General features: G+C 51.8%; 13 protein-coding genes. All 13 read left to right on the top strand.

Features of this window, described 5'->3' with window-relative positions; translation table 11 throughout:
- The first annotated feature begins 106 nt into the window (after nt 1-106).
- The 13 genes from uppS to ACSV5M_RS19465 all read left to right on the top strand — a co-directional run bounded on the left by uppS (nt 107) and on the right by ACSV5M_RS19465 (nt 16,537).
- Complete coding sequence (gene uppS / locus ACSV5M_RS19525; protein ID WP_439178347.1) at nt 107-817, top strand: polyprenyl diphosphate synthase; 711 nt, start codon at nt 107-109, stop codon at nt 815-817.
- A complete protein-coding gene (locus tag ACSV5M_RS19520; protein ID WP_439178297.1) occupies nt 810-1,652 on the top strand; it encodes a phosphatidate cytidylyltransferase in 843 nt (280 codons plus the stop codon). The genes uppS and ACSV5M_RS19520 overlap by 8 nt, the downstream gene beginning before the upstream one ends.
- Nucleotides 1,653-1,655: 3 nt before the next feature.
- A complete protein-coding gene (gene ispC / locus ACSV5M_RS19515) occupies nt 1,656-2,843 on the top strand; it encodes a 1-deoxy-D-xylulose-5-phosphate reductoisomerase (protein ID WP_439178296.1) in 1,188 nt (395 codons plus the stop codon).
- Nucleotides 2,844-2,854: 11 nt separating this feature from the next.
- Entirely contained in the window at nt 2,855-4,207 is a 1,353-nt protein-coding gene (gene rseP / locus ACSV5M_RS19510) for an RIP metalloprotease RseP (protein ID WP_439178295.1), read from the top strand.
- Nucleotides 4,208-4,271: 64 nt separating this feature from the next.
- A complete protein-coding gene (bamA, locus tag ACSV5M_RS19505) occupies nt 4,272-6,899 on the top strand; it encodes an outer membrane protein assembly factor BamA (protein WP_439178346.1) in 2,628 nt (875 codons plus the stop codon).
- 38 nt (nt 6,900-6,937) lie between these two features.
- Nucleotides 6,938-7,450: an OmpH family outer membrane protein gene (locus ACSV5M_RS19500; RefSeq protein ID WP_439178294.1), complete on the top strand. Its 513-nt coding sequence runs from the start codon at nt 6,938-6,940 to the stop codon at nt 7,448-7,450.
- Nucleotides 7,451-7,477: 27 nt separating this feature from the next.
- Nucleotides 7,478-8,503: a UDP-3-O-(3-hydroxymyristoyl)glucosamine N-acyltransferase gene (gene lpxD / locus ACSV5M_RS19495; protein ID WP_439178293.1), complete on the top strand. Its 1,026-nt coding sequence runs from the start codon at nt 7,478-7,480 to the stop codon at nt 8,501-8,503.
- A 112-nt stretch (nt 8,504-8,615) separates the two neighbouring features.
- Complete coding sequence (fabZ, locus tag ACSV5M_RS19490) at nt 8,616-9,053, top strand: 3-hydroxyacyl-ACP dehydratase FabZ (RefSeq protein ID WP_439178292.1); 438 nt, start codon at nt 8,616-8,618, stop codon at nt 9,051-9,053.
- A 137-nt stretch (nt 9,054-9,190) separates the two neighbouring features.
- Nucleotides 9,191-9,961: an acyl-ACP--UDP-N-acetylglucosamine O-acyltransferase gene (gene lpxA, locus ACSV5M_RS19485; RefSeq protein ID WP_439178291.1), complete on the top strand. Its 771-nt coding sequence runs from the start codon at nt 9,191-9,193 to the stop codon at nt 9,959-9,961.
- Nucleotides 9,962-9,969: 8 nt separating this feature from the next.
- Complete coding sequence (lpxB, locus tag ACSV5M_RS19480; RefSeq protein WP_439178289.1) at nt 9,970-11,136, top strand: lipid-A-disaccharide synthase; 1,167 nt, start codon at nt 9,970-9,972, stop codon at nt 11,134-11,136.
- A complete protein-coding gene (gene rnhB, locus ACSV5M_RS19475) occupies nt 11,123-11,737 on the top strand; it encodes a ribonuclease HII (protein ID WP_439178288.1) in 615 nt (204 codons plus the stop codon). Before lpxB ends, rnhB begins: the two co-directional genes overlap by 14 nt.
- Nucleotides 11,738-11,891: 154 nt before the next feature.
- A complete protein-coding gene (gene dnaE / locus ACSV5M_RS19470; protein ID WP_439178344.1) occupies nt 11,892-15,392 on the top strand; it encodes a DNA polymerase III subunit alpha in 3,501 nt (1,166 codons plus the stop codon).
- Between the two features lie 194 nt (nt 15,393-15,586).
- Nucleotides 15,587-16,537: an acetyl-CoA carboxylase carboxyltransferase subunit alpha gene (locus tag ACSV5M_RS19465; RefSeq protein WP_439178287.1), complete on the top strand. Its 951-nt coding sequence runs from the start codon at nt 15,587-15,589 to the stop codon at nt 16,535-16,537.
- The last annotated feature ends 106 nt before the right edge of the window (nt 16,538-16,643 follow it).

Here is a 16,643-nt window from a genome sequence, read left to right as displayed (position 1 = left end):
AACCGACCTGCTCGCGGACAAACTATCGGCAAGATTATCAACTGAAAAAAGCTTTCCTCAGGAGTCATGAGTGACCACAAATACCCTGCGCCATGTGGCCATCATTATGGACGGCAATAATCGCTGGGCAAAACAGCGGGGTATGGCCGGTGTCTCCGGCCATAAAGTCGGTGTTGAGCGTATTCGCGATGTCATGAGCGCCTGCCAGGAACTGGGCATCGAGGTACTGACGTTATTTGCCTTCAGCAGCGAGAATTGGAAGCGTCCACCTATTGAGGTGGAAGCTCTAATGTCATTGTTTCTGCTTTATCTCAAGAAAGAAGCCCGCGAACTCCACAAAAAAGGCGTGCGCCTGCGGGTTATCGGTAATCGCAGCCGTTTCAGTCCCGCTATCCAAAAGGCCATCGAAGCAGCCGAGGAAGCAACCCGGGATGGTGAGACTACCCTGGTTATTGCCGCTGACTATGGTGGTCGCTGGGATATTGCCCAGGCGGCCAAACGCGTAGCCGAAGAGGCTGTAGCGGGTCGGCTGGCTACCGATGACATCAACGAGGATCTGCTCCATCGTTATACCTCTATGGCGGATCTGCCTGAGCTGGATTTGTTGATCCGGACTGGCGGTGAAATCCGCATCAGTAATTTCCTGTTATGGCAAGCAGCCTACGCCGAGCTTTACTTCAGTGACAAGTTGTGGCCGGACTTTGACGGGGCCGAATTGCATGCCGCTGCGGCAGCCTTCAAAGAGCGCCAGCGCCGTTTCGGTCTAACCAGCGAACAGGTGACCCAGGTCCGTGCTGTGGGAGGCCAGGATGCTTAAACAGCGGGTGATTACGGCATTGTTTCTGGTAGCTATCTTCCTTGCCGCACTTTTTTACTTTCCGATCCCGCTGTTTTCGGCTTTTGTTGCCATCGTCATGTTGGTTGGCGGCTGGGAATGGGCCAACCTCTCCGGTTTCGTTCGTCCCTGGCAAAGACTTCTTTATGTGCTGCTGCTGGCCGTGGTCACCGCTCTGGCAGGCCATTACCTGGGGGTGCTTGTCTGGTCGGTGGATGTTGTGCTCGATCCGGATAAATTCCGTAACCTTCTGGTCGTCGGGTGCATCTGGTGGGCAGTAGCACTGTTGTTTGTACAGGGTTTCCCCTCCAGTGCCATCCTGTGGCGCCATTCGCTCTTGCGTGGGGTTATGGGGTTGTGCGTATTAGTGCCTGCCTGGGCGGCATTCACCTACGTCCGCGCCCAGGACCATGGTGCCTTGTTGGTTTTGCTCATTGTGGCGGTGGTGGCTTGTGCTGATATCGGAGGCTACTTCACCGGTCGGCGCTGGGGTAAACGCAAGCTTGCACCAGCGGTCAGTCCCGGCAAAACCTGGGAAGGATTCCTGGGCGGTGTGTGTTTTAATTTCCTGCTATCCATCGTGGTTTGGGTATTTGTCGGTGGGAACTACGTGTTGCTGCTGGCCATTATCCTGCCGACAAGTCTGGTGTCTGTCCTGGGTGATCTATTCGAAAGCATGCTGAAACGCCAGCGTGGCATCAAGGACAGCAGCGCTTTATTGCCAGGTCATGGCGGGGTTCTGGATCGGGTAGACAGTTTAACGGCCGCCGCACCGGTCTTTGCGTTGGCTTTGCTCAGTACAGGTTGGCCGGGGTAAGCCATGCAACAGGTCACGGTTCTGGGGGCCACCGGCTCCATAGGTATCAGTACGCTGGATGTGCTATCGCGCCACCCTGAGCGCTACGGTATCTTTGCCTTAACTGCCGATCGCCAATGGCAGTTGCTGGCGAGTCAATGTGTCCAGCATCAACCACGTTATGCCGTACTGCGTGATCCTGTTGCTGCCCTGGAGCTCAAGAACGTCTTGGTCCAGCAGGGATGTGCGACAGAAGTTCTGCAAGGGGCTGAAGCCTTCGCCGAGGTAGCGGCTCACGCCGAGGTCGATACGGTGATGGCCGCTATCGTCGGTGCAGCCGGGTTGTTGCCGACACTTGCGGCGGTCAAGGCTGGTAAAAAAGTCCTCTTGGCTAATAAAGAGGCTCTGGTGATGGCGGGGGGGTTATTTACCCGCGCCGTTGCCGAGCATGGCGCCACACTCCTGCCCATCGACAGTGAACACAATGCGATATTCCAATGCTTGCCGAATCATCGTTCGGACTATCTGCAGCAGGGACTGGCGAGCAGTGGCGTACGCAAAATTTTACTGACGGCGTCGGGCGGTCCCTTTCGTGCGACACCTCTGGAGCAATTGCGGGATGTCACACCGGAACAAGCCTGTGCGCATCCCAATTGGAGTATGGGGCAAAAAATATCTGTCGACTCTGCCACCATGCTGAATAAAGGGCTTGAGTTGATTGAGGCCTGTTGGCTCTTTAATACATCTCCAACGCAGATTGACGTGGTGATCCATCCCCAAAGTGTGATTCATTCGTTGGTCGAGTACATCGACGGCTCGGTGCTGGCTCAGCTGGGCAACCCGGACATGCGTACCCCTATCGCCCATGCTCTGGCATGGCCGGAGCGTATTGAATCCGGCGTGGCCAGTCTTGATTTATTCGCCACAGCGCGGCTGGATTTCTCTGTTCCCGATTACGAACGTTTTCCGTGCTTGCGTCTGGCGCAGGAAGCCGCTACAACTGGCGCCACAGCGCCGGCCGTCCTGAATGCGGCGAATGAGGTGGCGGTGGCGGCCTTTTTGCAGCGACGCCTGCGTTTTGATCAGATTTCCCAAGTAATAGAAAGTGTATTAATGCGTCTTCCAATCACTGAACCAGCGTCATTGGACGTTGTCCAAAACGCCGATTCCGAAGCCAGAGCCATGGCAATGTCGGTTATCGGCTCACTCTAACGAGGTTGTCTGTGGCAGTAGCGCAAATGATTTTATGGTTCCTGGTCGCGATCATCGTGCTGGTTACCGTCCACGAATTTGGTCACTTTTATGTGGCCCGGCGCTGTGGCGTCAAGGTGCTGCGCTTTTCGATTGGCTTCGGCAATGTGCTGTGGCGCTGGCACGATAAACAGGGTACTGAGTACGCCATCTCCGCTGTTCCCCTGGGTGGTTACGTCAAGATGCTGGATGAGCGTGAAGGGGAAGTGCCTCCTGAAGATCTGCATCGCAGTTTTAATCGCAAAAGTGTCTGGCAGCGAATGGCCATTGTGGTTGCCGGGCCGGTGGCCAATTTTATCCTCGCCATTTTATTGTTCTGGGCTCTGGTTATCCCCGGGGTCAGGGATCTTGCGCCGGTCATCGGCTCCGTTGAGCCGGGCTCTCTGGCCGATCACGCCGGCCTGGAGGCGGGGCAGGAGATCCTGTCGATTGATGGTGAACCTACCCCGACCCGCCAGGCTGTCTATCAACAGCTGCTGCGGCGTCTCGGTGAGACCGGGGTGATGTATGTATCGCTGAGCTACCCGGATTCTTCGTTGCGTTATCAGTCCGAAGTGGTTTTGGACGATTGGTTAAAAGGTGTTGAAGAGCCTGATCCATTGCAGGGCTTGGGGTTGAGCTTTTTTACCCCCGGCGTGGACACCCTGGCAGCAGCCATTACCCCAGGCAGCCCAGCCGATCTGGCGGGTATGAAGGTTGGCGATAAGGTGCTCGCAGCAGATGGAGAGGCGATGACGTCGGGTACTGACTGGATTGAATACGTCAAACAGCGACCGGGCCAGCCGATTGAGATGTTGATTGAACGTGACGGCGTAGAGACACGTTTACAGGTGACTCCCGAAGCGATCACCGAGGATGGTACAACCATCGGTCGCGTCGGTGTGGCCTTGCAATTAAAGCCCTGGCCCGATGACATGATCCGCCAAAACCACTATTCCATCGGGGGAGCTTTTGTCGCGGGTGTAGAACGGACCTGGGATACCTCCGGCTTTGTCCTCCTGTCCGTAAAAAAATTACTGCTTGGAGAAATTTCCACGAAAAACTTGAGCGGGCCGGTCAGCATTGCTAAGGTGGCGGGCTCTTCGGCGGAGAGTGGTGTGGAAAGCTTCATCGCCTTCCTGGCGTTACTCAGTATCTTTCTGGGAGTTTTTAATCTCTTGCCCATTCCGGTATTGGATGGTGGGCATCTGCTGTATTACCTGATTGAGGCAATAAAAGGCAGCCCGGTATCAGAAAAAGTACAACTGGCTGGTTATCAGGTGGGCTTATTTCTGGTGATCGGATTGAGTGTACTGGCTCTATATAACGACATTATGCGGCTGTAACCCTGCAGCCCGATTGCCACTTCTTACTGACCAAACTAGAACCGATGATATGAAGCGAGTTTCGATGCGATTTTTCTGTTGCTTGATAGTGTTGATGATGTCATTCGCCGCACAGGCACAAAGTTTTCGGGTGAGTGATATTCGCGTCGAGGGCTTACAACGGGTCTCTGCCGGAACGGTGTTCAGCGCGCTGCCGATTCGCGTTGGTGATGTCGTCACCCAGACGGATATCCAGAACGCCACCCGCGAGCTTTTTAAGGTAGGTTATTTTGCCGATGTTTCCATGGGTCGCGATGGAGACGTGCTGGTTCTGGTTATCAAGGAGCGCCCGGCGATTAATGCGATTGAAATTGAAGGCAACAAGGTCATCAAGACCGAAAGCCTGATGGACAGCTTAAAAGACAATAATTTGTCCGAAGGGCAAATTTTCCAGCGCGCAACTCTTGAAGGCATCAGTCAGGCATTACAGCGTGAATATATTGCGCAAGGTCGCTACGGTGCCAGCGTCGACGTGGAAGTTGAAGATCTGCCGCGCAATCAGGTAAAGGTCAAGATCAATATCACCGAAGGCGCGGTCGCGCGCATCAAGCAAATCAATATTGTCGGCAACGATGCCTTTAGCGATGAAGAGTTGATCGATCTGTTTGAATTAAAATCAAGCGGGCTCTTTTCCTGGATCAGTGGCAACGACAAGTACTCCCGTGAAAAATTGAAGGGTGACCTGGAGCGGGTCGAATCCTATTACCTGGATCGCGGTTATCTGAATTTTAAAATCGATTCAACACAAGTATCCCTGAGTCCTGATAAGTCAAAAATCTTTATCACGGCGAACGTCAGCGAAGGTGATATCTACAAAGTTAATGGCGTTGATCTCGCTGGCGATCCGGCAATTGATGAGACGATTGTGCGCCGCATGATACTTGTTCGCGAAGGCCAAACCTTTTCACAAATCCTGATGACCACCTCGGCAGAATACATCACTCAGCGACTGGGCAATGAAGGTTATACCTTTGCCAAGGTTGAAGGATTGCCAGAGCGTAATGATGAAGATAAAACCGTTAAAGTGACGTTCTTTATCGAGCCGGGTAAGCGCGCTTATGTCAATCGTATTAATTTCCGTGGCAACACCAAGACGATTGATGAAGTCTTGCGCCGTGAAATGCGGCAGATGGAAGGTGGCTCTGCGTCGACGGCACAAATCGAACATTCCAAGGTGCGTCTGGAGCGTCTGGGTTTCTTTAAAGAAGTGAAGGTGGATACGGTCGAAGTGCCTGGCACCTCGGATCAAGTGGATGTGGATTTCACGGTTGAAGAGCAGCCCTCCGGCAGCATGGGTCTACAAGTAGGTTATGCGCAATATTCAGGCCTGTTATTTTCGGCCTCTATCCAGCAAAACAACTGGTTCGGCAGCGGCAAGCAAGTAGGTTTCAGTTTCTCCCATAACCGTTATCAAACGGGTTACAACTTCAGTTACAACGATCCTTATTTCACCGTCGATGGCGTGAGCCGTGGGTTCAGTCTCTACTACCAAAAAACCAAATACGACATCGTCAACGTATCGGGATACAGCACCGATATGTACGGCGGCAAGATGAGTTTTGGTTATCCGATTTCTGATATTGAGCGTATTGGTTTTGATATTGGGTTTCGTGATTTGACGGTAAAACCCAATACGTATGCGCCGCGTGAGATTACTCGGGGCAATATTGTGAATAGGGGTTATATTAGACAGCAAGACTTGGATGTGATTGCGGATATCATTGCGAACGGCGGTGACTACCCATTAGGTACCATTGATATTATGCCCTTGACTTCTGATGTGGTTGCCGAACCGGGTTTTCTTGATGTCTATGGCGATCATTTCCAGGATGTGACGACCAGTTTGTTCTGGGGCAAATCGACACTTAATCGCGGCATTCTGGCCACTCGTGGTGCATCCCAAAGACTCTCGGTTGAGGTTTCCTTACCCGGAGGTGACTTGCAATACTACAAACTGGATTACGATGCGCAGATGTTCAAGCCGCTGACCCGCAATCTTACCTTACGCCTGCATTCACGCTTGGGATATGCAGACAGCTACGGCGACATGGAAGAGTTACCATTCTTCCAGCATTTCTATGCTGGTGGCTTTGGTTCTGTCCGTGGCTTTGAACGCAATACTCTTGGTCCGCGTGGGACACGAGAAGCAGAATATGTTCCTTCCGGCCTTCCTTCTGTGTGGGATGATGTGGACGGTGATGGTGTGATGGATACGGGTGAAACGGTACAAACCTATGTGCTTTGTGAGGACCCTAGTGCATTTAATGCAGCGAACATTAACTGTACGCCTGGTCGCCTTATAACCTCAGTCAGCGATTCCAACAATTTCGGCCGTAACCGTGGTGCCTTCGGTGGTAACGTCCTGATCGAAGGAGGCGCTGAAATCTTGTTCCCCTTGCCCTTTATCAAGGACCAGCGCATGCTGCAATCAACCTTTTTTATCGATGCGGGCAATGTGTTTGATACAAACTGTGGCGTTGGTCAGCGTAACTGTTATGATGTCGACCTTTCCAAGATCAATGCCTCCGCTGGTTTTGGTTTGACATGGATTTCCGGCTTTGGGCCTATGACATTCAGCATTGCAAGGCCACTGAAGGAAAACGAATATGATCGGACTGAATTCTTCCAATTCTCTCTCGGACAAACCTTCTGATAATAGTGTTTTAGTTAATAAACAAGAGGATAAAAATTGTGAGTGTTACCCGGAAACTCTTTGCTGCATTCTTGCTGTCCATCCTGTCCGCAGTTAGCTTTGCACAAGGCAAGGTTGTCATTCTGGACGTTCAGGCAGCTATGTTGGGTACCGAATTGGCTAAACAAAATCTGTCTAAGCTCGATAAAGACCCCGAATACGCCGCAATGAAAGCAAAGCTTGATGGCCTGGTTGCCGATATGAAAAATTTGCAGGCAGCGGCCGAAAAAGACGGCATGACCTGGTCTGCGGAAGAGCAGGCTGAGCACCGCAAGAAAGTGGAATACCTGCGTGCAGATTACGAACTCGCCGGGAAAAAGCTGCAAGCCGAACGGCAAGCCGTTATGCAGCGTGTAATGCAAGACCTGACACCAAAAACCCGTACCGTGCTTGAGCAGTTAATTGCTGCCGATAACATCGGGTTGGTATTGAACAGCCAGGCTGCTATACATGCAGCACCCGCATTTGATATCACGCAAAAACTGACCGATATGTTAAACAAAGCCAAGTAATACATCCTCTGGCTTGGGACAAATCTGGTGAAAAAATCCTATCCACTTGCCGAACTGGCTCAGTACATTGATGCTGAGCTGGTTGGCGATCCCAATCACCATGTCAGTGCGTTCGCCAGCCTGCAATCCGCACAAGCCCACGACATCAGTTTTATCGCCAGTCCTGCATATGCCAGATATCTGGCAACCTCCGATGCAGGTGCGGTGATTCTGAGCCATGAACAGGCAGCATTATTCGCTGGTAACAAATTGGTGGTTGCCAATCCCTACGTGGGTTATGCGCGGCTGACCCGGTTATTTGATCACAGCCGTACTGAAGTTGCCGGCGTTCATCCTTCTGCTGTTATCGGCGAGGGTGTTATGTTGGGAGAAAATGTCAGCATTGCACCCCACGCGGTGGTCGGCAAGGGAGCGAGCCTGGGTGATGGTGTTGTTGTGGGGCCCGGTACAGTGATTGGCGAAGACACGATCATCGGGAACAACACCCGGTTGATGGCCAATGTGACGATCTATCACGGTATTTCCATCGGGAGTGACTGTATTATCCACAGTGGGTCAGTCATCGGTGCTGATGGCTTCGGCTTTGCGCCCAATGGTAAGGAGTGGGTCAAGATCCACCAATTGGGTAGTGTTATCATTGGTAATCGTGTCGAGATAGGCGCTTGTTCAACAGTGGATCGCGGTGCTCTGGGCAATACCGTATTGGACGATGGTGTCATCATTGATAACCTGGTTCATATAGCCCACAACGTCCGGCTGGGTAAAAACTGTGCGATGGCCGCGACCTCTGCTATTGCGGGAAGTACCACGGTAGGTGAAAACTGTACCTTCGCTGGCGGCGTTGGCGTCGTTGGTCATATTGATATAGGCGATAATATTCATTTTACCGGTATGACCATGGTCTCCAGTTCCTTATCTGAGCCTGGCTCCTATTCCTCGGGTACACCAATCTCGACAACGAAAGAGTGGCGCAAGAATGCGGTGCGTTTTCGCCAGTTGGATGCGATAGCGACTCGCCTGAGTCGTCTTGAAAAAGATGTAAAAAAAGATTGATCTGAATAACCGCGAGGCTTTTGTATGATGTGTTGCAGTATGCAACCTGAGTGCAAAAGTCTCTTCATATTTTTTATAAGCTTAAAAGCTGAGTATGCAGGGGTCTTCGACCATGATGGATGTCAATGAAATACGCGAATACTTACCTCATCGTTATCCATTTTTATTGGTCGATAGAGTCGTGGAGTTGGTGGAAGGCGAATCAATTATTGCCTACAAAAACATCACAGTGAATGAAGAAGTCTTCAATGGCCATTTCCCTCAGGCACCGATTTTTCCCGGTGTTTTGATCATTGAAGCCATGGCTCAGGCGTCCGGTATCCTGGGGTTCAAAAGTGCTAAAAAGAAACCGCAAGACGGCTCGATTTATCTGTTTGCGGGTGTTGATGATGTGCGTTTCAAACGTCAGGTAATCCCCGGCGACCGTTTACAGCTGGAGTCGCGTGTCGTCTCGGAAAAACGTGGTATCTGGAAATTCGAATGCCGTGCAACGGTAGACGGTGCCCTGGCAGCGTCAGCAACAATTTTGTGTGCTGATCGTAAAATCTAATCGTGCAGGCATAGGCATGGGTTGTTGATTCACTGCACTGATCTTTTGTGTGTCTCTGTTTGCTGCTGATATTTTATCGCGAGTGATACAGGTGGATCGGCAACACCTCAGTCAACCAGAATGGTGAGAATAATTCCTTGATTGATTCACGAGCTATCATCCATCCCTCTGCCAAACTGGCCTCTGATGTTGAGGTTGGTCCCTGGTCTATTATTGGTCCCGACGTGGAAATTGGTGCGGGTACGGTTATCGCTTCCCATGTGATTGTCAAAGGACCCACGGTTATTGGTAAAAATAATCGGATCTATCAATTTTCATCGGTGGGAGAAGATACTCCCGACCTGAAATACAAAGGTGAGCCGACTCGCCTGGTGATCGGGGACAACAATATCATTCGCGAAGGCGTCACCATTCATCGCGGCACTATTCAGGACCGTCACGAAACCACTATCGGCAATCACAATTTATTGATGGCCTACGTACATATCGGCCACGATAGCGTGATCGGTAACCATTGTATTCTGGTAAATAACACAGCCCTGGCCGGGCATGTGCATATTGATGATTGGGCCATCCTCAGTGGCTTTACACTGGTGCATCAGTTTTGCAAGATCGGCGCGCACAGTTTTAGCGGCATGGGCACGGCAATCGGTAAAGATGTGCCTGCCTACGTTATGGTTAACGGGAGTCCGGCGGAAGCAAAAAGTGTAAATGCCGAAGGTTTGCGTCGCCGGGGGTTTACCTCTGAAGACATTACCAACATCACCAAGGCTTACAAATTGATTTATCGGCGCGGCTTGACACTCGATGAAGCCATTGCAGAACTGGAACAGATGGCCAAAACCAGTAACGCCCTGAATATTCTCATCGACTCATTGAAGTCATCGTCTCGCGGCATTGTGCGATAGGGGGCGGGATGTCGGGTCGTCTGCGTATCGGCATCGTGGTGGGAGAAGCATCGGGAGATATTCTCGGCGCCGGACTGATGACCGCGTTGCGCAAACATTTTCCCCAAGCGGAATTTTCCGGTATCGGTGGTCCACGCATGCTGGCACTGGGTTTCCATTCTTTTTTTCCACAAGATCGCCTGGCGGTGATGGGGTTGGTGGAGCCGCTAAAACGTTTGCCGGAATTATTAAAAATTCGCTCTTTTTTACGCGCTCATTTTATTGCCAATCCTCCCGCTGTCTTCATCGGTATTGATGCGCCGGATTTTAACCTGACACTCGAAGGCGACCTGAAAGAAAAAGGTATTCCCACGGCTCACTATGTCAGTCCATCGGTGTGGGCCTGGCGACAAAAGCGGGTTCATAAGATAGCGCGCTCAGTGGATTTAATGCTGACGCTCCTGCCGTTTGAAGCAGAATTTTATCAGCAACACCAGGTTCCCGTTGCGTTTGTAGGCCACCATTTGGCCGATGAAATTCCATTGGATATCGATCAGCAAGCTGCACGTAACACCTTGCACATTGCGCAGGATGCGAAAGTCGTAGCGCTGTTGCCCGGTAGCCGGAGTAATGAAGTTGAACGACTCGGGCAACTCTTTATGGAAACCGCGGTGCACTGCCTGCGCCGTAACCCCGCGTTGCAATTTATCATTCCTGCTGCCAATGCAGATCGTTATCGACAATTGCATTTGCAGCTCAGCAGCTATGTTGACTATCCCATCCATTTGGTGAACGGTCAGTCGCAAACTGTGATGGCGGCGGCGGACGTCGTGCTGATGGCTTCCGGCACCACAGCCCTTGAAGCTATGTTATTGAAGCGCCCCATGGTAATCGCCTACAAATTATCATGGCTTTCCTGGGCAATTTTGTCGCGTATGGTAAAGACACCTTATGTGGGCTTGCCCAACTTGCTGGCCGGGAAAAAACTGGTTCCGGAATTATTGCAGGATGATGCAACGGCAGAAAACATGAGCGCAGCCGTGATGCATTATTTTGAGCATCCGCAAGAAACCCAGACCCTGCGTGATACCTTTTATGACATGCATCATTCGATAAAGCGCAATGCCAGTGATCGTGCGGCTGACGCTATTGCGCAACTTGTTCGAACCAAGGGCCTTCAGCATGACGCTGCCTGAGCCGTTTATTTCATGTTATCCGGGGCATTTATTTGCCGGCGTTGATGAAGTCGGGCGTGGTCCTTTGGCGTGGGATGTTGTCGCAGCAGCGGTTATTCTCGACCCGGAGCGCCCCATTGATGGTTTGAACGATTCCAAGAAACTGTCTGAAAAACGCCGCGAATATTTATTCGACGAAATTCAAGTACACGCGAAAAGCTGGTGCATTGCGCGGGCGACCGTTGTTGAAATTGATCAGATTAATATTTTACAAGCCAGCTTATTGGCCATGAGGCGTGCGGTTGAAGGGTTGCATATTCAGCCGGAGCATGTCCTGGTGGACGGCAACAAATTACCGAAATGGAAATATGCCGCAGAAGCTGTGGTTAAAGGCGATAGCCGTGTAGCAGCCATCAGCGCGGCCTCCATCCTGGCAAAGGTCGCGCGCGACCGTGAGATGCTGGAGCTGGATAAGCAATATCCCGGCTATGGATTTGCTGATCACAAAGGCTATCCGACCAAAGTGCATATGGACGCTATCGAAAAGCTGGGTATTACACCGATTCATCGCCAGTCTTATGCGCCGGTTAAGGCGCGAATTGAGCAAATAGAATTATTCTGACGTTGCTGATTGGGAATTGGGTGGAAGAGTTTGGGACCGTCAGCGGCAGGACGCCGCTGTCGAGCCCCCAGGGATGGGTTCACGGCGTGTCCCACACTCTTCCACCCAATTCTCTTGCGGTTTCTCAATGAAAGGTCTGGAAAAAATTACAGCCATGGCTACCAACTTTGTCCATCTTCGCCTCCACACCGAATTCTCACTGGTCGACAGCCTGGTGCGAATCAAGCCGTTGGTAAAACGGGTTGCCGAATTGAAGATGCCTGCCTGCGCAGTTACCGATCAAACCAATTTTTACGGCCTCATCAAATTTTACAAAGCGGCACAAGGCGCCGGTATCAAGCCGATAGTCGGCAGTGATTTCCTGATGGCGAGTACCGATGCCGAAGGTAAGCCCACTTTATTAACCTTGTTGGCGGTGGACAACACCGGCTATAAAAATATTATTGAATTGATCTCCCGCGCCTGGCAGCACGGTCAGCAGCAGGGCATTGCCTATGTGCAGCGTGAATGGATCAGTGAGCACAGTGCGGGCGTTATTGCGCTTTCCGGCGGTAAGCTTGGCGACGTAGGCATGTGTTTGTTGGCAGGACGCGCGGCCCAAGCGCACGAATTGTTGCAGGGTTGGATGCGCGATTTCCCCAACCGCTTTTACCTGGAATTGCAGCGTACCGGTCGTGAAAACGATGAAGAATATTTGCATCAGGCGGTTGCGTTGGCGGATGAGATGCAATGTCCCGTCGTGGCTACCAACGATGTGCGTTTTTTAAAACGTGATGAGTTTGAAGTGCATGAAGCGCGTGTGTGTATCAGTGAAGGCCGCACCCTGGATGATCCACGTCGCGAGCGCCGCTATAGCGATCAACAATATTTGCGTTCGCCGGAAGAGATGGCGGAGTTGTTCAGTGATATTCCGGAGGCGATTGCCAATACAGTTGAAATCGCCAAGCGTTGTAATGTTACGATTCAAATGGGCAAATACTTCCTGCCCGAATACCCGATTCCTGAAGGCATGACGGAAGCGGAATTTTTCCGCAAGATTTCCCATGAAGGTCTGGAAGAAAGACTCGAACGTATCCTCGATAAATCCGCGCCGGATTATGCCGAGCGGCGCAAGGTATACGATGACCGTTTGACGTTTGAACTCGACATCATTGTGCAGATGGGATTTCCCGGTTACTTCCTGATCGTAATGGACTTTATCCAGTGGGCCAAAGATCACGATATTCCGGTTGGGCCCGGACGGGGTTCGGGTGCCGGTTCGCTCGTCGCTTACTCTTTAAAAATTACCGACCTCGATCCGCTCGAATACGATTTGCTGTTTGAACGTTTCCTCAATCCCGAGCGGGTTTCCATGCCCGACTTCGACATCGACTTCTGCATGGATAATCGCGATAAAGTGATTTCCTATGTGGCCGACAATTATGGCCGCGATGCTGTCAGCCAGATTATTACCTTCGGCACCATGGCGGCCAAGGCGGTGGTGCGCGATGTGGCGCGTGTGCAGGGTAAGTCTTACGGACTTGCCGACAAATTATCGAAGATGATCCCGCCCACACCGGGTATGACATTGGAAGCGGCGCTGGAGCAGGAATCGATCCTGCGTGAATTCCTGGAGACGGATGGTGATGCCCAGGAAATCTGGGAGATGGCTAAACAGCTGGAAGGACTGACGCGCAACGTCGGTAAACACGCCGGTGGTGTGGTGATTGCGCCCACCAAGCTCACCGATTTTTCGCCGCTGTTTTGCGACGAAACCGGCAGCGGTCTGGTAACCCAATTCGATAAAAACGATGTGGAAGAAGCGGGCCTGGTGAAGTTCGACTTCCTCGGTTTGCGCACGCTGACAATCATCGATTGGGCGCGCCTGATGATCGACAAGCAGCGCGCCAAAAAAGGCGAGCCGCCCCTGGATATCAGCGCCATTCCGCTTGATGATCCCAAAACCTTTTCGCTATTAAAACGCGCAGAAACTACCGCCGTATTCCAGTTGGAATCGCGTGGTATGAAAGACCTGATCAAACGTTTGCAGCCGGATAACATTGAAGACCTGATCGCTCTGGTTGCCTTGTTCCGCCCCGGTCCTTTGGAATCGGGCATGGTGGACGACTTTATCAACCGGAAACACGGCCGCGCCCAGGTTGCCTATCCCGACGCTAAATTTCAGCACGCCAGTTTGAAGCCGGTACTCGAACCCACTTACGGCGTTATTGTTTATCAAGAACAGGTGATGCAGATTGCCCAGGTGCTTGCCGGGTATACGCTCGGTGGTGCAGACATGTTGCGTCGCGCCATGGGTAAGAAAAAACCCGAGGAGATGGCCAAGCAGCGGGAAGTCTTTGAAGACGGCGCCAAGAAACAAGGTGTTGATCCAGACCTGGCGATCAAAATCTTCGACCTGGTAGAAAAGTTTGCGGGCTATGGTTTTAACAAATCGCACTCCGCTGCCTACGCCATCGTGTCGTATCAAACGGCTTGGTTAAAAGCCCATTATCCCGCGCACTTTATGGCGGCGACCATGTCGTCGGACATGGATAAAACCGATAAGGTGGTAACCTTCATCGAAGAATGTCGCCAGATGAAGTTGATGCCTTTGCCGCCGGATGTGAACAGCGGTGAATTCCATTTTACGGTGAATGATGCAGGCAATATTATCTACGGCCTTGGTGCGATCAAAGGCTTGGGCGAAGGCCCGGTAGAAAGCATCATCGCTGCACGCAATGAAGGCGGGCCCTTTAAAAATTTATTTGATTTCTGCGCGCGTATTGATCCACGAAAAGTCAACAAGCGCGCGCTCGAAGCACTGATTCGTTCCGGCGCAGCCGATAAGCTCGGGCCGGGCATTAATATCGATCACGATCGCGCGGTGATGTTTGCGGCAATGAACGAGGCTGTCAAAACCGCTGAACAATCAGCCGCGAACAGCAGCGCCGGCATGATGGATTTATTTGGTGATGTGGTGCCCAGCGCTGGCAGCGATGAAGATGTTTACCGCGATTTTCATCGCGTGCGTAGCTGGACCATGAAAGAGCGTCTGCACGCGGAAAAAGAAACGCTCGGTTTGTATCTTACCGGTCACCCTATCGATGAATACGACAGTGAATTGAATCACCTGGTGTCATCGCGCATCGCGGATTTGAAGCCGGAAAAAAGTAACCAGACTGTTGCGGGTCTGGTTGTGGCGCAACGTGTAATGAAGACCAAGCGTGGCGACACCATGGCCTTTGTAACCCTGGATGATCGAACCGGCCGCATTGAGGTCGCCATCTTTTCAGATACCTATAACCAATCCCGCGACCTGTTGATGAAAGACGGCTTGTTGGTGATCAACGGGCAGGTCAGTTACGACGATTACAGCGGCTTGCTAAAAATGCGTGCTGACACCATCAGCCTGCTGTCAGATGTGCGCCAGGAAAAAGCGCGGGAATTATGCCTGGAGTTGGAGTCAGGCAACTTACCGGCAAACTTCATCAGTGAATTGAGCGGTATCCTTGATCCCTACCGCGAGGGACGTTGCCCCCTGGTGATTGACTACCAGCGTAGCAATGCCCGGGCACAACTGCGCCTGGGGAACGCCTGGCTGGTTCGGCCGGAGGACGATTTATTGCAGCGCCTGCGCGACCAATACGGAACCACGAAAGTGCGGCTGGTTTATTAACCGCTCACCTTGACCGCTAAGCTATTGATTGCTTTTACATTTCATCAGGAAAATATGCCCCGGAGGTCGACTCGCGGGGCACTTTAGCGTATCTTAGGCGACCTTATCGTGCCCGGCGTATCTGGAGACTCATCCGGAGTGGCACCTGAATAAATCACCACGCAACACACACAAACTTTGAGCCAGTTAGTGATATGAATCTGAATTATCTGGATTTTGAACAGCCGATTGCGGTCCTGGAAGGCAAGATCGAAGAGCTGCAATTGGTTGGCAATGCCAACGATCTTAACATCGCGGACGAGATCGCCAAGCTGCGTGAAAAAAGTACCAAACTGACCGAAAGTATTTATTCCAACCTAACTCCCTGGGATATCGTCAAGGTAGCCCGCCATCCCCAACGACCTTATTCATCGGACTACATCAGTCGGGTATTTACCGATTGGGATGAGTTGCACGGCGACCGTCACTTTGGTGACGACAAGGCCATCATCGGCGGCGTGGCGCGTCTGGACGGCAAACCGGTAATGGTGATCGGCGAAGAAAAAGGCCGCACTGTTCACGACAAGGTATACCGCAATTTCGGTATGCCCAAGCCCGAAGGTTATCGCAAAGCCTTGCGCCTGATGGAGATGGCCGAACGTTTCAAATTACCCGTGCTGACGCTGATCGATACCCCCGGTGCCTACCCGGGTATCGACTCGGAAGAGCGCGGTATCTCCGAAGCTATTGCTCAGAACCTTGCCGTGATGTCGCGTCTGCGCACGCCGATTATTTGTACGGTGATTGGTGAAGGCTCATCCGGCGGTGCCTTGGCCATCGGCGTGGGCGATCACCTCAACATGCTGCAATACTCCACGTACTTCGTGATTTCACCAGAAGGCTGCGCCAATATTATCTGGAAGACCGTCGCCAAAGCGCCAGACGCCGCGCAGGCAATGGGTGTTACCTCCAAGGTGTTGGAAGACCTGGGCATTGTGGATGAAACCATTCCCGAGCCGTTAGGTGGTGCTCATCGTAATATCGATGCCATGGCCGTAAAACTGCAAGAGCGTTTGATTGATCAGGTTGATCGCTTGAATAAGGAACACATTGATAATGTGCTGGAACGTCGTTACCAACGGTTGATGAGTTACGGCAATCCATAGCCTTCAATCACTATTAGAGTGGTGCTTCGAATCCGTTTGTCATTAGGCCTTTTGTTTCGAAAACGCATGAATACATCCCTGTAGCTCCTTCAAGTCGTCCCTGACT

Source organism: Cellvibrio sp. ARAG 10.3, assembly GCF_051846955.1.
GTDB lineage: Bacteria > Pseudomonadota > Gammaproteobacteria > Pseudomonadales > Cellvibrionaceae > Cellvibrio.
This window is presented reverse-complemented; position numbering and strand designations above follow the sequence as displayed.